This window comes from Methylobacterium dankookense, assembly GCF_902141855.1.
GTDB lineage: Bacteria > Pseudomonadota > Alphaproteobacteria > Rhizobiales > Beijerinckiaceae > Methylobacterium > Methylobacterium dankookense.
This window is the reverse complement of sequence record NZ_CABFVH010000026.1, coordinates 15831-36544: the sequence shown is the minus strand read 5'-3', so window position 1 is coordinate 36544 and position 20714 is coordinate 15831. Positions and strand designations below refer to the sequence as shown.

At 71.6% G+C, this 20714-nt stretch carries 12 protein-coding genes and 2 pseudogenes; 4 read left to right on the top strand and 10 right to left on the bottom strand.

Annotated features, from left to right (window positions below; genetic code table 11):
* Window positions 1–28: 28 nt before the first annotated feature.
* The 3 genes from metH to MTDSW087_RS18255 form a co-directional block, all read right to left on the bottom strand.
* Entirely contained in the window at window positions 29–3778 is a 3750-nt protein-coding gene (gene metH, locus MTDSW087_RS18265) for a methionine synthase (RefSeq protein ID WP_144766327.1), read from the bottom strand.
* A gap of 162 nt (window positions 3779–3940) precedes the next feature.
* Window positions 3941–4861: a methylenetetrahydrofolate reductase [NAD(P)H] gene (gene metF / locus MTDSW087_RS18260; RefSeq protein ID WP_144766326.1), complete on the bottom strand. Its 921-nt coding sequence runs from the start codon at window positions 4859–4861 to the stop codon at window positions 3941–3943.
* 50 nt (window positions 4862–4911) lie between these two features.
* Window positions 4912–5919, bottom strand: coding sequence for an ArsR/SmtB family transcription factor (locus MTDSW087_RS18255; RefSeq protein ID WP_144766325.1), 1008 nt, complete (start codon window positions 5917–5919; stop codon window positions 4912–4914).
* Between the two features lie 191 nt (window positions 5920–6110).
* Between MTDSW087_RS18255 and MTDSW087_RS18250 the strand changes: the two genes are divergently transcribed.
* Window positions 6111–7325: an MFS transporter gene (locus MTDSW087_RS18250; RefSeq protein WP_144766324.1), complete on the top strand. Its 1215-nt coding sequence runs from the start codon at window positions 6111–6113 to the stop codon at window positions 7323–7325.
* Window positions 7326–7373: 48 nt separating this feature from the next.
* The gene (locus MTDSW087_RS18245) at window positions 7374–8843 is read left to right on the top strand and encodes a PepSY domain-containing protein (RefSeq protein ID WP_186383898.1); all 1470 of its coding nucleotides are present in this window, start codon (window positions 7374–7376) and stop codon (window positions 8841–8843) included.
* On the opposite strand, the pseudogene MTDSW087_RS18240 reads toward MTDSW087_RS18245, so the two are convergent.
* The 4 genes and pseudogenes from MTDSW087_RS18240 to MTDSW087_RS18230 form a co-directional block, all read right to left on the bottom strand.
* Window positions 8797–10930: pseudogene (locus MTDSW087_RS18240) on the bottom strand (ATP-binding protein). The gene MTDSW087_RS18245 and the pseudogene MTDSW087_RS18240 sit on opposite strands and share 47 nt — an antisense overlap.
* Window positions 10910–11476: pseudogene (locus MTDSW087_RS31450) on the bottom strand (PAS domain-containing protein); the annotation flags it as partial. The pseudogenes MTDSW087_RS31450 and MTDSW087_RS18240, both read right to left, overlap by 21 nt.
* Before the next feature lie 371 nt (window positions 11477–11847).
* Window positions 11848–12657, bottom strand: coding sequence for an IS5 family transposase (locus MTDSW087_RS18235; protein WP_144766323.1), 810 nt, complete (start codon window positions 12655–12657; stop codon window positions 11848–11850).
* A gap of 143 nt (window positions 12658–12800) precedes the next feature.
* Entirely contained in the window at window positions 12801–13205 is a 405-nt protein-coding gene (locus MTDSW087_RS18230; protein ID WP_144766322.1) for a DUF6894 family protein, read from the bottom strand.
* A gap of 151 nt (window positions 13206–13356) precedes the next feature.
* On the opposite strand from MTDSW087_RS18230, the gene MTDSW087_RS18225 reads away from it, so the two are divergent.
* The gene (locus MTDSW087_RS18225) at window positions 13357–14385 is read left to right on the top strand and encodes a chemotaxis protein CheB (protein WP_144766321.1); all 1029 of its coding nucleotides are present in this window, start codon (window positions 13357–13359) and stop codon (window positions 14383–14385) included.
* Window positions 14386–14564: 179 nt separating this feature from the next.
* A complete protein-coding gene (locus MTDSW087_RS18220) occupies window positions 14565–18065 on the top strand; it encodes a CheR family methyltransferase (RefSeq protein ID WP_144766320.1) in 3501 nt (1166 codons plus the stop codon).
* A gap of 17 nt (window positions 18066–18082) precedes the next feature.
* On the opposite strand, the gene MTDSW087_RS18215 is transcribed toward MTDSW087_RS18220, so the two are convergent.
* From MTDSW087_RS18215 to MTDSW087_RS18205, 3 genes are all read right to left on the bottom strand, one after another.
* A complete protein-coding gene (locus tag MTDSW087_RS18215; protein WP_144766319.1) occupies window positions 18083–18577 on the bottom strand; it encodes a DUF2721 domain-containing protein in 495 nt (164 codons plus the stop codon).
* Between the two features lie 54 nt (window positions 18578–18631).
* A complete protein-coding gene (locus MTDSW087_RS18210; protein WP_144766318.1) occupies window positions 18632–19603 on the bottom strand; it encodes a phosphoribosylaminoimidazolesuccinocarboxamide synthase in 972 nt (323 codons plus the stop codon).
* Window positions 19604–19669: 66 nt separating this feature from the next.
* Window positions 19670–20713: an acyltransferase family protein gene (locus MTDSW087_RS18205; RefSeq protein ID WP_186383897.1), complete on the bottom strand. Its 1044-nt coding sequence runs from the start codon at window positions 20711–20713 to the stop codon at window positions 19670–19672.
* Window position 20714: the final 1 nt, after the last annotated feature.

Genomic DNA, 20714 nt, shown 5'->3' with positions numbered 1-20714 from the left:
GATATATCGGGGGCGGCCGACGGGAAAGCTACTCCGCCGCCGCGGCGAGGTAGCGGCTGGGATCGTAGTTGAGGATCGGGCCGAGCCAGCGCTCGACCTGCGCGACGTCCATGCCCTTGCGCAGGGCGTAGTCCTCGACCTGATCGCGCTCCACCTTGGCGACGCCGAAGTAGTGCGCCTCCGGATGGGCGATGTAGATCCCCGACACCGACGAGCCCGGCCACATGGCGTAGGATTCGGTGAGCGTCACGCCGATGCGGCTCTCCGCCTTGAGGAGGTCGAACAGCGTGACCTTCTCGGTGTGGTCGGGCTGGGCCGGGTAGCCGGGGGCCGGCCGGATGCCGTCGTACTTCTCGTGCACGAGCTCGTCGCTCGTGAAGCTCTCGTCGGGCGCGTAGCCCCAGAACTCCTTGCGCACGCGCTCGTGCATGCGCTCGGCGAAGGCCTCGGCGATGCGGTCGGCGAGCGCCTTGACCAGGATCGCGCGGTAATCGTCGTTCGCCCGCTCGAAGCGCTCGGCGATGCGCACCTCCTCCATGCCCGCGGTGACCACGAAGCCGCCGACATAGTCGGCGAGGCCGCTGCCGGCGGGCGCCACGAAGTCCGACAGGCAGGTATTGGCGCGCCCATCGCGCTTGGAGAGCTGCTGGCGCAGGCCGTGGAAGGTGGCGAGCGTCTCGGCGCGGCTCTCGCCCGTGTAGAGGACGATGTCGTCGCCGACGGCGTTGGCCGGCCAGAAGCCGATCACCGCCTTCGGGTTGAACCAGCGCTCCTCCACGATCTGCTTCAGCATCCCTTGCGCATCCTCGAACAGGGCGCGCGCGGCCGGGCCCTGCTCGGGATCGTCGAGGATCGCGGGGAAGCGGCCCTTGAACTCGTAGGTCTGCAGGAACGGCGTCCAGTCGATATAGGGGACGAGGTCGGCGACCTCGTAGGAGCCGAACACGCGCGTGCCGGTGAAGCTCGGCTTCGCGGGCCGGTAGCCCGACCAGTCGGGCTTGAAGGCGTTGGCGCGGGCCTTGGCCAGCGGCAGGCGCTGCTTGTCGGCCTCCGAGCGGCGATGCGCCTCGGCGACCTTGGCGTACTCGGCCCGCACGGTCTCGATGGTCGAGTCGCGCGTCTCCTTCGAGATCAGGCTCGACACCACGCCGACGGCGCGGCTGGCATCGGTGACGTAGACCGCCTGGCCGCGCTCGTAGGCCGGGTGGATCTTCACGGCGGTGTGGACGCGGCTGGTGGTGGCGCCGCCGATGAGGAGCGGCACGTCGAAGCCCTCGCGCTCCATCTCGCCGGCGACGTGCACCATCTCGTCGAGGGAGGGCGTGATCAGGCCCGACAGGCCGACGATGTCGACGTTCTCGCGCTTGGCCGTCTCGAGGATCTTGGCGGCCGGCACCATCACGCCGAGATCGATGATCTCGTAGTTGTTGCAGGCGAGCACGACGCCGACGATGTTCTTGCCGATATCGTGCACGTCGCCCTTGACGGTGGCCATCAGCACCTTGCCGGCGGCCTGGCGCCGTCCGTCGCCGCCGCCCGCCTTCTTCTCCTCCTCCATGAAGGGCTCGAGATAGGCGACCGCCTGCTTCATCACGCGGGCCGACTTCACCACCTGCGGCAGGAACATCTTGCCCGAGCCGAACAGGTCGCCGACCACGTTCATGCCGGCCATCAGCGGGCCCTCGATGACGTGGAGCGGACGCGCGGCGCCCGAGCGCGCCTCCTCGGTATCCTGGACGATGTACTCGGTGATGCCGTTCACCAGCGCGTGCTCGATGCGCTTCTCGACCGTCCCCTCGCGCCAGGTGAGGTCGGCGGTCCTGGCCTTCTCGCCCCCGCCCTTGAAGCGCGCGGCGGCGTCGAGCAGGCGCTCGGTGGCGTCGTCGCGGCGGTTGAGGACCACGTCCTCGCACAGCTCGCGAAGCTCCGCCGGGATCTCGTCATAGACCGCGAGCTGGCCGGCATTGACGATGCCCATGTCCATGCCGGCATGGATGCAATGGTACAGGAACACCGCGTGCATCGCCTCGCGCACCGGCTCGTTGCCGCGGAAGGCGAAGGACAGGTTCGAGACGCCGCCCGAGATATGGGCGTGCGGCAGGGTCTCGCGGATCTGCCGGGTCGCCTCGATGAAGGCGACGCCGTAGCCGTTATGCTCCTCGATGCCGGTGGCGACCGCGAAGATGTTCGGGTCGAAGATGATGTCCTCCGGCGGGAAGCCGACGGTCTCGGTCAGCACCTTGTAGGCGCGGGTGCAGATCTCGACCTTGCGCTCCAGCGAGTCGGCCTGCCCCTTCTCGTCGAAGGCCATCACGACGATCGCGGCGCCGTAGGCGCGGCACACCTTCGCGTCGTGGATGAACTTCTCCTCGCCCTCCTTCATGGAGATCGAGTTCACGATCGGCTTGCCCTGGAGGCACTTGAGGCCGGCCTCGATCACCTCGAACTTCGAGGAATCGACCATCACCGGCACGCGGGCGATGTCGGGCTCGGCGGCGACGAGGTTCAGGAACTCGACCATCGCCTTCTGCGAGTCGAGCAGGCCCTCGTCCATGTTGACGTCGATGACCTGGGCGCCCGCCGCGACTTGGTCGCGGGCGACATCGAGCGCCGCGGCGTAGTCGCCGTTGGTGATGAGCTTGCGGAACTTGGCCGAGCCCGTGACGTTCGTGCGCTCGCCGACATTCACGAAGGGGATCTCCTTCGTAAGCACGAAGGGCTCCAGGCCCGACAGCCGCATCAGGCGCGGGATCTCGGGGATTTTCCGCGGGCTCTTGTCGGCGACGGCCTCACTGATCGCGCGGATATGGTCCGGCGTGGTGCCGCAGCAGCCGCCGACCATGTTGACGAGGCCGGAGGCCGCGAACTCGCCCACCAGCTTGCCCATCGCCTCAGGGCTCTCGTCGTAGAGGCCGAACTCGTTGGGCAGGCCGGCATTCGGATAGGCGCAGACCAGCGTGTCGCAGATCCGCGACAGCTCCGCGATGTGGCCGCGCATCTCACGCGCGCCGAGCGCGCAGTTCAGGCCGAAGGTCAGCGGGTCGGAATGGCGCAGGGAGTTCCAGAAGGCGGCCGGCGTCTGGCCCGACAGCGTCCGGCCCGACAGGTCGGTGATCGTGCCCGAGATCTGGATCGGCAGCCGGATGCCGGTCTCCTCGAAGACCTGCCACGTGGCGGCGATGGCCGCCTTGGCGTTCAGCGTGTCGAAGATCGTCTCGATCAGGATCAGCTCGGCGCCGCCGTCGATCAGGCCGCGCACCTGCTCGACATAGGCCTGCTTCACCTGGTCGAAGGTGACGGCCCGGTAGCCCGGATTGTTCACGTCCGGCGAGATCGAGAGGGTGCGGTTCGTCGGGCCGAGGGCGCCGGCCACGAAGCGGCGGCGGCCGTCCTGTGCCTCGGCGAGCTTGGCGGCCTCGCGGGCGAGGCGGGCGCCCTGCGCGTTCAGCTCGTGGATGATCGATTCCATGCCGTAATCGGCCTGGGCGATCGTGGTCCCCGAGAAGGTGTTGGTCTCGCAGACGTCGGCGCCGGCGAGGAAGTAGTCGAGGTGGATCTGCCGGATCGCGTCCGCTTGCGTCAGGATCAGGAGGTCGTTGTTGCCCTTCTGATCGTGGCCGTGGTCCTTGAAGCGCTCGGCCCGGAAATCCGCCTCGGTCAGGCCGAGCCGCTGGATCACCGTGCCCATCGCCCCGTCGAGGACGAGGATTTTCTCCGAGGCGCGCTGGCGCAGCGCCTTCTCGATCTCGCGGCCGTCGACGGGGGGGAAGTCGGTCATGTCTAGCCTTCCGAAGATTCGCATCGCCCGTCCAGGCACCGCGTCCTGAGGTGCCGGAGCGAAGCGGAGGCCTCGAAGGAGGCCTCCAGATATCGTGTGCGCCTGCCGGAGCCTCCTAGGCCGCTCGCGCGACACTTCGGAGGAGGTGCTCCGATAGGGAGCCTAGGCCGCCTTCGCCGCCGCCGCCTTCGGGGCCTGCGCGCGCAGGCCGAGCAGGTGGCAGATGGCGTAGACGAGGTCGGAGCGGTTCATCGAGTAGAAGTGGAAATCCTCCACGCCCTGGTCGACGAGGTCGAGCACCTGCTCGGCGGCCACCGCGGCGGCGACGAGGCGGCGGGTCTCCACGTCGTCCTCCAGGCCCTCGAAGCGGGCGGCGAGCCAGTAGGGCACCGAGGCGCCGGTGCGGCGGGCGAAGTTCGCCGCCTGCTTGAAGTTCTGCACCGGCAGGATGCCCGGGATGATCGGGATCTCGATCCCGGCCGCGCGGACCTTGTCGAGGTAGCGGAGGTAGATCTCGTTGTCGAAGAAGAACTGGGTGATCGCCTGGTCGGCCCCGGCATCGACCTTGGCCTTCAGGGCGTCGATGTCGGCATCGAGCGAGGCGGCCTCGGGATGCTTCTCGGGATAGGCCGAGACCGAGACCTTGAAGTCGCCGATGCGCTTGATGCCGGCGACGAGGTCGGAGGTCTGGGCGTAGCCGCCGGGATGGGGCCGGTAGGCGTGGCCGACGCCTTCCGCCGGGTCGCCGCGCAGGGCCACGATGTGGCGCACGCCCGCATCCCAGTAGGATTGCACGACGTCGTCGATCTCCTCCTTCGTCGCGGCGACGCAGGTGAGGTGGGCGGCGGGCTTCAGGCCGGTCTCGCGCACCATGCGCGCGACGGTGTTGTGCGTGCGCTCGCGGGTGGAGCCGCCCGCGCCGTAGGTCACCGAGACGAACTTCGGCTGCAGCGGCGCGAGGCGCTCGATCGAGTTCCAGAGGATCCGCTCCATCTCCTCGGTCTTCGGCGGGAAGAACTCGATGGAGACGCGGATCGGGCGGTAGCCATCCCGGCTGGCGCGGTGTTGGGAGGCTGTGGGCATCGAGATCGTCCTCTATGTCGGTCGGTTCAGACGACGGAGCTGGCGAATGGTCAGGCGACCGCGCGGGCGGGCGCGGCCTCGGCGGGGGCCTCGGACTCCGTGGCGAGCCAGAGGGTCACGGTGAGCTGGCCGTGGTCGGCCGGGGCGAGGCCGCGGGTCGTCACGCTGCCGAGACCCGCCTCGGCAAGCCAGACGGCCACCTGCTCGGCGGCGAAGCCGAGGCGGCGATGGGCCTGCGACTCGCGCAGGAACTCCAGCTCGTGCGGCGCGAAATCGACCACCAGCAGCCGGCCGCCCGGCGCCACGAGGCGGGCCGCCTCGCGCAGGGCCCGGGCCGGATCGTCCAGATAGTGCAGAACCTGATGCACCACCACGAGGTCGAAGCTCGCCCGGGCGAAGGGCGGGGCGTGGATGTCGCCCTGGCGCAGCTCGACCCGGTTGAGGCCGAGCCGCTCGAGATTCGCCCGCGCCACCGAGAGCATGGCGTGGCTCGAATCGAGGCCCGTCGCCCGCTCCGCATGGGGCGCGAGCAGGCCGAGCATGCGCCCGGTCCCGGTGCCGAGATCGATCAGGCTGCGGATGGGCCTGTGCCCGAGCGTCTCCAGCACCGCCGTCTCGACGATGGCCTCGGGCACGTGGAGCGAGCGCAGCTCGTCCCATTTCGGCGCGAGCCGTGCGAAGAAGCTCTGCGCCGCCTCGGCGCGCTGGCCGCGCACGGCCTCCAGCCGGGCGCGGTCCTCGGAGAGCGGCGGCCCCTCGCGCTCCAGCCCCGCGAGCAGCGGATCGACCAGGGCGAGGCGACCCTCGGCCAGGCGGAAGAAGGCCCAGGCGCCCTCGCGGTGGCGCTCGACGAGGCCCGCCTCGACGAGAAGCTTGAGATGGCGCGAGATCCGCGGCTGCGACTGGCCGAGGATGTCGGTGAGGTCGGAGACCGAGAGCTCGCCCTCGGCCAGCAGCGCCAGGATGCGCAGGCGCGTCTCCTCGGCCGCGGCGCGGAGGACGCCGAGCGCGTTGGAGAAGGCGAGAGCGGGCGCCGCGATAGCGCGTTCGAGAGACATAAAGATATCTTTATGTTCGTTTCGAATGGGACGCAAGCGACTTTTTCGTGCCTGAAGCCGTTCCCGCCGGATCCGGGGCGCCGATCGCTGACGATGCGCGCCCGCCGCCACCCTGCCCCGTCCGCAGGCCGTTGACGCGGCCGTCCGCTACGCTCCAACACCGCGCCGGGCCGGGAGGAAGGGGCGCAGGCATGGACGGGAGCGAGAGCCGGCTGATCCGCAGCGGCACACCGGAATTCCGCAGGACGACGGTGGCGCTCGCCGCGGCCGGGTTCTCGACCTTCGCGGTCCTCTACAGCGTGCAGCCGCTGCTGCCGATCTTCTCCGAGGATTTCGGCGTCTCGCCGGCCGAGAGCAGCCTCGCCCTGTCGCTGCCCTGCGCGCTGCTCGCGGTGGCGCTCCTCGTGGTGAGCCCGCTCTCCGAGGTGTTCGGCCGCAAGCCGGTCATGCTCGCCTCGCTCTTCGCCTCGGCGGCCCTCACCATCGTGGCGGCCCTGATGCCGGGCTGGCACGGCTTCCTCGCGCTCCGGGCGCTGGCCGGGCTCGCGGCGAGCGGGCTGCCGGCGGTGGCCATGGCCTATCTCAGCGAGGAGATGGACACGCGGGCGATCGGCCTGTCGATGGGCCTCCTCGTCGGCGGCAACGCGCTCGGCGGCATGACCGGGCGGCTGATCGCGGGCGTGTTCGCCGACCACGCCCCCTGGCGCCTCGGCATCGGCGTGATCGGGGCGCTGGCGCTGCTCGCCGCCGTGGCCTTCTGGCGGGCGCTGCCGCCCGCGCGCAACTTCACCGCCCATCCGATGCGCTGGCGCGAGGTGCCGGCGACCTTCGGCCAGCATTTCCGCGATGCCGGCCTGCCCTGGCTGTTCGCCGAGCCCTTCCTGCTGATGGGCGGCTTCGTCTGCATCTACAACTATATCGGCTTCCGCCTCTTGGAGCCGCCCTTCTCCCTGAGCCAGACCGCGATCGGGGCGATCTTCGTGGTCTATCTCGCGGGCACGGCGAGTTCGACCGTGACCGGCGAGATCGCGAGCCGGCTCGGCCGGCGCCGGGTGCTCTGGCTCGCGATCACGGTGGGGCTCGTCGGCATCCTGATGACGCTCTCCGACAACCTGCTCGTGGTGATCGGCGGCATCGTCGTGGTCACGGTGGGCTTCTTCGGGGCCCATTCGGTGGCGAGCAGCTGGGTCGGGCGCCGGGCACTGCGCGACCGGGCGCAGGCCTCCTCGATCTATCTCAGCCTGTACTATCTCGGCTCGTCGGTGCTCGGCACCGCGGGGGGCTGGGCCTTCGCCCATGGCGGCTGGCCGGGGGTCGTCGCCTTCGTCGGCGGGCTCTACGGCATCGCGCTCGCCATCGCGCTGCGCCTCGCGCGCCTGGCCCCGCTGCCGCAGGCGGGGCGTTGAGCGCGGCTTGACGCGGGGGCTCTACCCGCGCCACGGCTCGGCCGCGCCATGATCCCCTCCCTCGCCCTGCCTACGCCGAAGCGCCTGAAGCGCTGGCTCCTCCTCGGCCACCGCTGGCTCGGGATCCTCACCTGCCTGTTCTTCGCGACGTGGTTCGTCTCAGGCGTGGTGATGATGTACGTGGCCTTCCCGCGCCTGACCGAGGCGGAGCGCCGCGCCGCCCTGCCCGCCATCGCCTGGGAGAGCGTCGCCGTTCGCCCCGAGGCGGCGCTCGCGCGGGCGGGGCTCGCGCCCGGCGCGGCGCGGCGGCTCGACCTCGCCATGCTCGGCGACGAGCCGGTCTGGCGGATCCTGCCCTGGACGGGCGCGCGCCGCATCGTCTCGGCCCGGGACGGGCGGATGATTGCCGGCGCCGACGCGGACCTCGCCCGCGCGGTGGCCTCCCACCACCCGGCGGCCCGCGACCCGGCCGTGCTCGACGAGATCGCGCGCGACCTCTGGACGGTGCACCAGCGCTACGACGGGGCGCGGCCCTTCCACCGGGTCGCCCTCGGCGACGCGGCCGGGACCGAGCTCTACGTCTCCGCCGTCAGCGGCGAGATCGTCCTCGACACCAGCCGGCACGAGCGGTTCTGGAACTGGCTCGGCGCGGTGCCGCACTGGCTCTACCTCACCCCCCTGCGGGCGCGGACCGAGCTGTGGCGCGGCGTCGTACTGTGGCTGTCGGGGATCTGCGTCCTCAGTGCGGCGACCGGCCTCGCGATCGGCCTGATGCGCCTGCGCGGCCTCGGGACGCCCTATCGCGGCTGGATGGCCTGGCATCACGTCGCCGGGCTGACCGGCGGGGTCGCGCTCCTCGTCTTCATCGCGAGCGGCTGGTTCTCGATGAATCCGGGCCGCTGGGTCTCGCCGCCCGCGCCCGACCCCGCCGCGCTCCGGCACTATGCCGGGCCGGACGCCCCCCTCCCCTTCGACCGCGCGGCGCTGGCCGCCGCCTGCCCGGCGCTGGACGTCCGGCTCCACCGGGTCGCGGGACGGCCGGTGACGGTGATCGCCTGCCGCGACGGCGGCACCGTCGTGCTCGGACCGCCGGCGCCGCTGGAGGCTTCGATCCGCGAGGCCGCCCCCGCCCTGATGGCGGAGGTGGGAGCGCCCCGGCTCGAACGGCTCACCCGCTCCGACCTCTACTGGTACGGGCCGGACCGGCGCCTGCCGGTGCTGCGCGCGGCCTTCGCCGACCCGGCCGGGACGTGGTTCCACATCGACCCGGAGACGGGCGAGGTGCTCGACCGGATGGACAGCTCGAACCGGGCCTCGCGCTGGCTGTTCAACGCCCTGCACAGCCTCGACCTCGCGGTGCTGACCGAGAACCGGCCGGCCTGGGACCTCGTGCTGCTGGTGCTCTGCGCGGCCGGGCTCGCGGTCTCGCTCTCCGGCATCGTGATCGGCTGGCGCAGGCTGCGGCGCCCGGTCAGGTCTCGATCATCTCGCGGATCCGGCTCGCCAGCACTTCCATGACGAAGGGCTTGGTCAGCACCTGCATGCCGGGCTCCAGGCGTCCGCCGCCGAGCGCCGCGTTCTCGGCATAGCCCGTGATGAACAGGACCTTCAGCCCGGGCCGGGAGACGCGGCCGGCATCGGCCATCTGGCGCCCGTTCATGCCGCCCGGCAGGCCGACATCGGTGATGAGCAGGTCCACCCGCACGTCCGATTGCAGGACCTTGAGGCCCGAGGCCCCGTCCGCCGCCTCGATCGCCGCGTAGCCGAGATCCTCCAGAACCTCCGTCACCAGCATGCGCACGGTCGGCTCGTCGTCCACGATCAGGACCGTCTCGCCCACCCGCGCCCGCGGCGCCTCGCCGAGCAGCGCCAGGGTGTCGGATTCCTCCGTCTCCCCGTAATGGCGGGGCAGGTAGAGGCACATGGTGGTGCCCTGGCCGAGCTCGGAATAGATCCGCACCTGCCCGCCGGACTGGCGCACGAAGCCGTAGATCATCGAGAGGCCGAGGCCCGTGCCCTGGCCCATGGGCTTCGTGGTGAAGAACGGGTCGAAGGCCTTGGCCATCACGTCCGGGCTCATGCCGGTCCCGGTATCCGACACGCAGAGCGAGACGTATTGCCCCGGCTCCAGGTCGCGCTCGCGCGCCGCCACGGTGTCGAGCCAGCGGTTGGCGGTCTCGATGGTGATGCGGCCCCCGTCCGGCATGGCGTCGCGGGCGTTGATGCAGAGGTTCAGCAGCGCGTTCTCGAGCTGGCTCGGATCGACCAGGACCGACCAGAGGCCGCCGGCCGCGACCACCTCCAGGGCGAGTTCGGGGCCGATGGTCCGGCGGATCAGCTCCTCCATGCCGCGCACGAGGCGGTTCACGTCGGTGGGCTTGGGGTCGAGGGTCTGGCGGCGCGAGAAGGCGAGCAGGCGATGCGTGAGCGCGGCGGCGCGCTTGGCCGCTCCTTGCGCGGCGGCGACGTAGCGGTCAACGTCGCCGTAGCGGCCTTGCGCGATGCGCGCGCTCATCAGTTCCAGCGAGCCGGTGATGCCGGTGAGCAGGTTGTTGAAGTCGTGCGCCAGCCCGCCCGTGAGCTGGCCCACCGCCTCCATCTTCTGCGATTGCCGCAACGCCTCCTCGGCGAGCATCAATTCGGCCGTGCGCGCGGCGACGCGGCTCTCCAGCGTGTCGGTGAGCGCACGCAGCTGCGCGATTGGCGCGGTCGCGCTCGGCCTGGACGGCCCGGCGCTCCTCCACGTCGATGAGCACGCCGGGAAAGCGCAGCGGCGTCCCGTCCGGCCCGTGGTCGACGCGGCCATTCGCCTCCAGCCAGTAGTAATGGCCGTCCGCCCGCCGCACCCGGTACTGGTGCGCGTAGGCTCCGCCGCGCCGGACCACCTCCTCGATCGCCGCGATCAGGGCCCGCTTGTCGTCGGGATGGACCGTCCCGATCACCTGTTCCAGGCTCAGCCCGTCGCGGCCGAGCGCCGGGTCGAGGCCGAAATTGCGGGCGAAGGCCTCGTCCACGGTGAAGCGGTCGGTGGGCAGGTCCCAGAGCCAGGTGCCGATGATGGCGCCCGCGGTGAAGGCGAGCTGGACGCGCTCCACGTTCTCGCGGGCGAGCGCCTCGCTCGCGCGCAGGCGCCGCTCGACCTCGACGCGCTCGGTCACGTCGAGCTCGGCCACCACCCCGCCGATGATGGCGCCGCCCCCGCCCCGGATCGGCGCGGCGTTGTTGAGGAAGAGGCGCCGGCCGCCGCCGTCGAAGCGCTCGATCTCGACGAGCTCGCTGCGCACCGTCTCCCCGCGCAGCAGCGCCCGGGCCATGCCCCAATCCTCGGCCCGCAGGCGCTCGCCGGTCTCCGGCCAGTAGCCGGCCCAGTCGCCGTAGCCCTCCCAGTTCGCCGTCTCCGGCGGGACGCCCCAGATCTCGCGGTTGGCGGCGTTGTCGCGCAGGATCCGGCCATCCGCATCGGCCATAATCACGCCCACCGGCAGCGCCTCCAGCGTCGCCGAGAGGAAGGCCTCGCTCCGGCGCAAGCGCTCCTGGTCCTCCCGCCGGGCGGTCACGTCCCGGTAGAACACGGCGAGCCCGCCGGGGACGGGATAGGCGCGCATCTCGATCCAGCTCACCCGCCCGTCCGGCCAGGCGAAGCGGTGCTCCAGCGCGACCGGCACGCCCTCGCCCACGGCGCGGGCCAGGGTCCGCTCCAGGGCCGGATCGGCATCGGGATAGAGGTCGCGGTGGGAGCGGCCGACGATCTCGGCGCGCGGGCGGCGCTCCATCCGCTCCGCGGCGGCGTTCAGGTCGAGGATGCGCAGGTCTGGGCCGAGGAGCGCGAAGGCCTCGTCCATCTTGTCGAGCACGCCCTGCGCCCGGTCGCGCTCGGCCCGCAGCGCGTCCTCCGCCTCCTGGCGACGCCGCTCGGCCAGCACCCGCTCGGTGGTCTCGCTGGTGAGGATGAACAGGCCCGCGACAGCGCCGTCCGCGTCGAGCACGCGGGAATAGGAGAAGCTCCACCACGTCTCGGCGGCGCCGCGGTCGGTGCCGAGCGTCCAGGGCAGGTCCTGGAAGCGGCGGCTGCGCCCGGCCATGGCGTCGTCGATGATCGGCTTGGCCTGGTCCCAGGCATCGGCCCAGACCCGGTCGAAGCGCTCGCCCATCGCCCAGGGGAGGCGCGGCCCGAGCAGCGGGAAATAGGTGTCGTTGAAGAAGAAGTGCAGCTCCGGGCCCCAGGCGAGGATCATCGACTCGGGCGAGTTCAGCACGAGGCCGAGCGCCACGCGCAGGGCCTCCGGCCAGTCCTGCGGCGCCCCGAGCGGATGGCCGGACCAGTCGCGCGCGCGGATCATGCGGGCGGCCTCGCCGCCGCCCGCCAGGAATCCCAGCCCGCCGCTCATGCGCGCGGCGCCTCGCTGCCGAGACCTGCCGGACCACCCATCCTCGACACCGGCCCGCTCCTCTCCCGTGACACGGGATCCCGCGGGCATCCCCCGGCCACCGGAACCCGCGACGGTCCCGTGCCTAGAGGCTGTTATGAACCCGTGGCGAGCTGAGCGGCCTGTCTGAGCATGATGCAGACGAAGGCGACGAGGTGCAGGTCTGCCAGGGTGCTGGCATAGCGCTCGTAATCTTTGACGAGCCTGCGGAAGCGGGTCGCCCAGGCAAAGGAGCGCTCCACGACCCAACGGCGCGGGAGCAGCACGAAGCCGCGCTTAGCCTCGGGCAGCTTCACCACCTCCAGTGCAATGCCATGCTCGCGGGCTGCCGTGGCCGGCTTCTCACCCGTGTAGCCCTGATCGACGAAGGCGAGTTCGACACTCTCGCCGGTGGCGGCTTGCACGGCCTTGGCCAAGCGGCCGACTTGAGCCCGATCATCGGCATCGGCGGGCGTGACGTGCAGCGCCAGGAGATGGCCGAGGGTGTCCACCGCCATGTGCAGCTTCGAGCCCTTCTTGCGCTTGGCCCCATCGTAACCGGCCCGCTCTCCGCTCTCAGGTGAGGACCGTAAGGTCCGACTGTCGAGCACGGCTGCCGTCGGCTCCGGCGCCCGACCCGAGGCCATGCGCAGCACCGCGCGTAGATCCTCAGCCAGTTGCTCGAAGCAGCCGGCCGACAGCCAGCGCTGGGCCTGCTGATACACGGCAAACCAGGGCGGCAGGTCGTGGGGCATCAGCCGCCACGGGCAGCCGCTCCTGACGACGTAGCGCAGCCCGTTGAACACCTCCCGCAACGCATGCTCGCGCTGACCGGCATCCTCTCGCAGGAGCGTCAGGTAAGGCGCGACCAGCGCCCACTCCTCATCGGAAACGTCGGACGGGTACGGCTTGCGGGCAATCCTCATCCCCGCTCATCTGAGCACCACACCAACCCAGGTCCATAACAGCCTCTAGACCCGAGGTATAGCGCCGAGGCAAGACCGGGACGAGAGCGGCGGGGCGCGGCCCGCGTGGACCGATATCGGGCGCAGAAATCAATGCGCAGACATCACACGGGCGGGCAGACCGCCCGCCGCGCCGCGGCGAGGAGCCGGCGCGTCTCGGCGAGGGTGGCCGTCAGGGCATCCCGCTCGCGCCCGATCGCGGCGATCAGCTCCACCGTCCGCGCCGCCTCGGCGCCGGCGCGGCGCGGTTGGCGCTGCGGCGCGGTGGGCCTGCGCCCACGGTCGAGGAATTCCGAGAAGGGTACGTCGAGCAGGACGGTGCCGGTCTCGTCGGCGATCTCGAAGGCGTAGCGGCGGGGATTCTCGTTCCGGCGCGTCAGGTCGACCGTCATGGTCAGGATCGCCTCGAAGGCGCCGAGATAGGCGGCCTCCAGGTTGGGCAGCTCGAGGCCGATGTCGTCCCGGTCGAGGCCGTCGGGGCGATTCAGGTGGAAATAGTATCGCGGCATGCACAGGGCCCTCACGCGACTGACGTCGGGACAACCCGAAACGGCCGTCCCGGATCACGGAGAAACGCCCGGCGGCGCGACGGCCGGTGACGAGCGGGCGCCCGGCACGTTGGCCCATGGGGGACCACGGACGATTCGGGACGGGTCCAGCATGAGCAACCGCGACATCATCGTCATCGGGGGGTCCTCGGGCGCCACGGCGCCCCTGCGCACGATCCTCGCGGCGCTCCCGGCCGACCTGCCGGCCGCCGTCCTCATCGTGCTCCATGTCCCGGCGCGCAGCCTCGGCCTGCTCGCCACCGTCACCGCCGCGGCGGGCCGGCTGCCGGTCCACCCGGCGGCGGAGGGCATGGTGATCGCCTCGGGCAACGTCTATCTCGGCGTGCCCGACCACCACCTCCTCGTGGACGAGGGCCGGATCCGCCTCGGGCGGGGACCGCGGGAGAACATGGCGCGGCCCTCCATCGACCCGCTGTTCCGCTCGGCCGCCGCCAGCTACGGCCCCCGCGTGATCGGCGTCGTCCTCAGCGGGTTCCTCAACGACGGCGCCTCGGGCCTGGAGGCGATCAAGCGCTGCGGCGGGGTGACCCTCGTCCAGGATCCGGCCGACGCCATCGCCGACGAGATGCCGCGCAGCGCGCTCTCGTCGGTCGAGGTCGACCTCACCCTGCCGGCCGGGCGGATCGGCGACGTGCTCGGCGAGCTCGCCCGAGACCTGCCGGGGCCGCGCCTGCCGGTGCCGCCCGAGCTGCGGCTGGAGATCGACATCGCGGCGGGCGAGCGCTCCGGCAGCGACATCCTCGACCGCTTCGCCGATCCGGCGGCCCTCTCCTGCCCGCAATGCGGCGGCGTGCTCTCCGCGGTGCGCAACGCCAAGCCCCTGCGCTTCCGCTGCCAGGTCGGCCACGCCTACAGCGCCGAGGCTTTGGCCACCGAGCAGGAGGGCGCCGTGGACGAGGCCATGCGGGTGGCGCTCCGCATCGTCGAGGAGCGGGCGGAGCTGGTGGCGCGCATGGCGGCGGACGGGCGCAGCGCCGGGCGCCCTGCGGTGAGCACCATGTACGACGCCCGCGCCGCCGAGTACCGCAGCTATGCCGAAACGATCCGCCGCGCCCTCCTGCGCACCCTGCCGCCCGCGGCCGGAGAGCCGCCGGGGGACATCGATCCGGAGGGCGGCTGAGGCAGGGCGAGGCGGAGGATTGCGGGTGTGGCCGCCGGACGCTTTCGCGCCGGTATGCCTTCGGGCAGTAGTGAAGGGACCGCGCCGCGCAGGGCCCGGATCCGTCCGACCGGAATGCCGGTTGGTTTCTCAGGCGCGGCCCGCGCCGGAGCGGCCATGACACCCAGCAAGATCCGGCCATGCTGATGTCCCCCGAGCATCCGGACGGCGGACGGCCCGCCATCGTCGCGATCTGCGCCTCGGCGGCGAGCACGCGGAGCCTGGAGAGCCTCCTCGCGCAACTGCCGCCGCAATCCGACCGGGCGGTCGTCGTCATCCTGCAGCACCGCGAGGCCCTCGACCGGACGGCCTTCGCGGCGACCCTGCAGGCCGCCGGCCACGGCCTCCAGGCGATCGAGGCCGGCGCGCCGCTCCTGGCCGGCCGGACCTACCTCCCCGATCCGGACGTGATCGTCAGCGTCGAGAGCGGCCATTTCCGGATCCGGCCGGCCGAGCAGCGGATCGGCGAGCGGGGCACGATCGACAGCTTCCTCCTCTCGCTCGCCAGCGACGAGGACGGGCAGAGCATCGCGGTCGTGCTCGCGGGCACGGGCGCCGACGGCACGCTCGGCCTCAAGGCGGTGAAGGAGGCGGGCGGCCTGACGCTCGCCGAGGAGACCGACGAGTCGCGCGCGGGCGACCTCGCCGGCAGCACCAGCCCCGCCGCGCTCGCCGACGCGGTCCTGCCCATCGCCGCCCTCGCCGCGCGGATCGCCGCCACCGCGCGCCAGCTCGCCAGCGGGGAGGCCGTGCCCGCGGCCGCCGATGCCGGCGAGACGGTCGCCGCGCTCGCCAGCATCGCCGCGGTGCTGCGCAACAAGACCGGCCACGATTTCCACGGCTACAAGCCGGGCACCTTCCTGCGCCGGGTCCAGCGCCGGATGCAGGTGGTGCAGGAGGCCGACGTCAACGCCTATGTCGAGCTGCTGCGCGCCCAGCCCGAGGAGGTGCAGCAGCTCTTCAACGACCTCCTGATCGGCGTCACCCAGTTCTTCCGCGACGCCAAGGAGTTCGAGCTTCTCGCCCGCAGCGTCGTGCCGAAGCTCTTCGTGGGCAAGACCCGCAACGACCAGCTCCGGATCTGGGTGATCGGCTGCTCGACCGGCGAGGAGGCCTATTCCCTCGGCATCCTGCTGCGCGAGCACATGGCGACCCTCGACGAGGTGCCCCAGGTCCAGATCTTCGCCACCGACCTCGACGGCCGGGCGCTCGCCGCCGCGCGGGCGGCCCGCTACGCCGACACCATCGCGCACGACGTCAGCCCCGAGCGGCTGGCGCGCTGGTTCGTGCGCGAGGGCGACACCTACTGCATCGTCAAGGAATTGCGGGAGATGTGCATCTTCTCGCAGCACAGCATCATCAAGGACCCGCCCTTCTCCCGGCTCGACCTCGTCTCCTGCCGCAACCTGCTGATCTACCTCGACGCCGAGCTTCAGAGCCGGATCATCCCGGTCTTCCACTTCGCCCTGCGCCCGGACGGCGCGCTGTTCCTCGGCAATTCGGAGAACGTCTCGCGCCACACGAACCTGTTCGCGGCGATCGAGAGCCGCTCCCGGATCTTCCGCCGCCTCGAGACGAGCGCGCGTGTGCTGCCCGACCTCACCTTCACCGTGGCCCTGCCGCAATTCGACGGCCGGGCGGCGCCGGAGCTGCGCACGACGCGCACGGTCGAGCCCTCGCTCGCCCAGCGCGCCGAGCGCTTCGCGGAGCGCTACGCGCCGGCCTACGTGATCACCGACGAGGCCCACAACGTCCTGCACTTCTCGGCCCGGACCGGCCGCTACCTCGACCCGGCCGGCGGCGCGGCGACGCTGAACCTGCTGCAGCTCGTCCATCCGGACCTGCGCTTCGACCTGCGCACGGCCTTCGCCCAGGCCGCCGAGAACGGCCGCACCGTCCATCTCGCGAACCGCCGCCTCGGCCAGAACGGCGAGAGCTTCGCGGTCGACCTCTATGTCGAGCCGGTGCGGGACGGCGGCAGCCCGCCGCAGAGCTTCTTCGTGCTGTTCAAGGACGGCGGCATCGCCGTCGAGCCGCCGGAGGGGCCGGCCACCCGGCCGGAGCGGCACGACCGCCTCCAGCAGATCGAGCTGGAGCTGCGCGAGACCAAGGACCGCCTCCAGGCGACGATCGAGGAATTCGAGAGCACCAACGAGGAGCTGAAGGCCTCGAACGAGGAGTACCAGTCCCTCAACGAGGAGCTGCAATCGGCCAACGAGGAATTGCAGACCTCGAAGGAGGAGCTGCAATCGGTCAACGAGGAGCTGACCACCGTCAACGGCGAGCTCGGCCTGCGCGTGCAGGAGCTCGGCCGCGCCAACAGCGACCTGCGCAACTTCCTCGAGAGCACGCAGATCGCCACGATCTTCCTCGACAACGACCTGCGGGTGATGCGCTACACGCCGGCCGCCACCGAGCTGTTCCACCTCGTGGAATCCGATGCCGGCCGCCCGATCGCCCACATCAAGTCGCGCATCGCCTACGACGAGTTGCAGGACGACGCGCGCCGGGTGCTGCGCACCCTGAACAGCATCGAGCGCGAGATCGAGAACACGGCCACCGGCGCGCGCTACATGGTCCGCGTCCTGCCCTATCGCAGCGTCGACAACTTCATCGCGGGCGTGGTCGTCACCTTCGTGGACATCACCGCGCGCAAGCGCGCGGAGGCGGCCCTGCGCGAGAGCGAGGAGCGCTTCCGGCAATTCGCCGACGCCTCCTCGGACGTGCTCTGGGTCCGCAACGCCCGCTCGCTGCAATTCGAGTATGTCGGCCCTGCCTTCGAGGCGCTCTACGGCGTGCCGTTCCGGACGGTCGACGGCAACGACCTGCGCCCCTGGCTCCGGCTGATCGTGCCGGAGGACCGGCCCCGCGTGCTCGACGCCTTCCGCCGGGTGCGCGCGGGCGCGCGGGTGAGCCACGCCTTCCGCATCCGCCGGCCGCTCGACGGCGAGGAGCGCTGGCTCGCCCATACCGACTTCCCGCTCTGCGACGCGGGCGGGCAGGTGCAGCGCATCGGCGGCATCGGCTCGGACGTCACCGACGCCAAGCGCTCCGCCGAGCGCCAGGAGATCCTCGTCAAGGAGCTGCAGCACCGCTCGCGCAACCTGCTCGGCGTCGTCACCGCGCTCGCCAACCGCACGATCGGCCAGGGCGCGCCGGTGGAGAGCTTCACCACGCGGCTGAAGGCGCTGAGCCGGGCGCAATCCCTGCTCAGCCAGTCCGGCAGCGACACGGTGGAGGTCGGCGCCCTGGTGCGTGCGGAACTCGCGGCCTACACGGACACCTCGTCGACGCGCATCGCGATCTCGGGCCCGAAGGTGCTGCTCGGCTCGCACCAGGTGCAGAACTTCGCCCTCGCCCTGCACGAGCTCGCCACCAACACCACCAAATACGGCGCCCTGCAGAGCCCGACGGGCCGCCTCGTCGTGACCTGGGAACGGATCCGCGCCAACGGCGAGGCCGAGCGCGTGGCCCTCACCTGGGTCGAGACCGGCATCGAGGTGGCGCCCGAGACGATGCAGCGGCAAGGCTTTGGCCGCGAACTGATCGAGCGCGCCCTCGCCTACGCGCTACGCGGCCGGACCGAGTACAAGCTCGGCGCCGATGAAATGCGCTGCCGGATCGAGCTGCCCCTCACATAAGGCTGCTCGAATACTCTTCAATTACGATCGGGACGAGCGCCGCGGTCGGTGGCCTCGTCCTTCTGGTGGTCGACCTCGTCGCGGACGCCGCGGCCCGCCATCAGGATCTCCACGAGGAAGGCGGCGATGGCCGCGACCGTGCAGACCAGCGCCACGCCGAAGCAGCCGAACAGCACGGAGGCCGTGGCGGCGTCCCGCAGCGCGCCCACGAACAGGGTCAGCACGGCCGCGCCGGTCATCGCGGCGCCGGAACAGGCGAGCACCACCGCCACGTCGAGCACGAAGGAGCGCCGCCGCAGGTAGGACAATTGCCGCGAGAGCCGCCCCGCCTCCTTCGGGTCGGCCCCGATCAGCCTGGCGGAGGCGGCGTCGACCTTGTCGGCCACCCGCCCGAGCCGCGTCGAGAACACGTTGAGGAGGGTGGCGAGCGCGGTCAGCAGGAAGGCGGGCGCGAGGGCGACCTGGATGACATGGGCGATGTCCTCGGGAGCGAGGCTGGCGGGATCGGGCATGGGCGGGCAGATAGCCCGCGCCCGCAGCCGCGGCGAGAGGCTTCCCGCCCGAGCCTACAGATAGGCTGCGAGGTTGCGCCGGATGCGCTCCAGCGGCACCTCCGCCGGGTCGGGCAGCGCGAAGCGCTCGCCCGTGATGGTCTCGAAGGCGCGGATGTAGACGGCGGCCGTCTCCAGCACGACCTCCGCCGGGATCTCGGGAATCGGATCCGTGTAGGGGTCGCAGCGGGCCACCACCCAGTTGCGCACGAAGTCCTTGTCGAAGCTCTCCGGGCTCGCGCCGGCGGCGAAGCGCTCGGGGTAGCTCCCGGCGAACCAGTAGCGGCTCGAATCCGGCGTGTGGATCTCGTCGGCCAGCACGATGGCGCCGTCCGCGTCCAGGCCGAACTCGTACTTGGTGTCGGCGAGGATGAGGCCGCGGGCGGCCGCGATCTCCTGGCCGCGCGCGAACAGGGCGAGCGCGGCCTGCGAGACCGTGCGCCACTGCGCCTCCGTCAGCAGGCCCTTGCCCAGGATCTCCGCCTCGGTCAGCGGCTCGTCGTGACCGCCGTCGAAGGCCTTGGTGGTGGGCGTGATGATCGCCTGCGGCAGCCGCTCGTTCGGCCGCATGCCCTCGGGGAAGCGGTGGCCGTACATCGTCCGCTCGCCCGCCTTGTAGCGGGTGAGGATCGAGGTCGAGGTGGTGCCGGCGAGATAGCCCCGCACCACGACCTCCACGGGCAGGATGTCGAGGCGGCGCCCCACCACCACGTTGGGATCGGGATAGGCGAGGACGTGGTTCGGGCAGATGTCGCCCGTGCGCTCGAACCAGAACCGGGCGGTGCGGGTGAGGACCTCGCCCTTGAAGGGGATCGCGGCGAGCGCCCGGTCGAAGGCGCTGATCCGGTCCGTGGTGATGAGGATGCGCCGGCCATCCGCCAGGTCGTAATTGTCCCGGACCTTGCCGCGGTAATGGTTCGGCAGGTCCGGAAGGGTCGCCTCCGTCAGCACCTGATGGGCGTGCGGGGCGAGGTCGGCGGCATCCATCCGGGGCCCTCCATGCGGCCGGGCCGTGATAGGAGGGCGCCCGGGCGAGCGCAAGCGGCGTCGCCCTCAGCGGGCCGGGGCGACCGCCGGGGGCGCGGGCCGCGCGCGCGGCCGGACGAGCCGGCGCGCGCCCTCCGTCGCGGGCCGCTCGACGAGGCGGTAGATCAGGCTGCCGGCCACCATCGAGCCGACCATCAGCACCGCCAGGACGGGGAGCCAGTGCGGCGACGCGGCCGGGCCGAGCTTCGCAAGGACGGCGGCGAGTACGCCGAGCGCCAGCGGGTGCGAGAGGTAGAGGGCATAGGAGGCGTCGCCCAGGTGCCGTGCCGGGGCGAACCGCGGAACGGCGGCACCCCGCTCGTAGAGCGCGAGCCCGCCGACGACGAGCGCCGCGGGCAGGCTCGCCGCGAGGAACTTCGGCAGGGCGCCGTCGAGGGCGACGAGCAGGCCGAGCCCGATCACGAAAGCGGCCAGCGCCGCCGCCCGCGGGACAGCGATCCGCGCGGTGAACAGCGCGCCGACGAGCACGCCGAGGCCGAATTCGAGCACGATCGCGTCGGTGTAGAAGGCGGCCACCCCCGGGCCCGGCTGCACCGCCTGCCCGACGAGGACGAGGCCGCCGAGGACCGCGAGGGTGCCGGCGACGCGCCAGGCCGGCCGGAACGGCAGCATCAGCGCGAAGACGGCGTAGAAGAACATCTCGTAGTTCAGGGTCCAGCCGGGGATGATCACCGGGAACAGCCCCGGATAGCGGGGGTTCGGCCAGGGCAGGAAGAGCAGGGACGCGACGAGGTGGGCCGGATCGAAGGCGGTCGAGCGCAGGAGCGCCGGCGCCGCGAAGGCGAGGCCGGCCACGACGAGGGTCAGGATCCAGTAGAGGGGCGCGACCCGCACCAGCCGGTTGAGCAGGAACTGCCCGGGGCCGACCGCCCTGTCATGGGTCGACAGCCACATCACGCAGCCGCTCAGCACGAAGAACAGGTCGACGCCGCTGCCGCTGATCGAGACGGGCAGCGCCGTCCCGGTCAGGCGCTCCACCGGGCCGACCGCGTGGAAATACACGATCATCAGGGCCGCGACGCCGCGGAGATATTGCAGGCCGATCAGCATC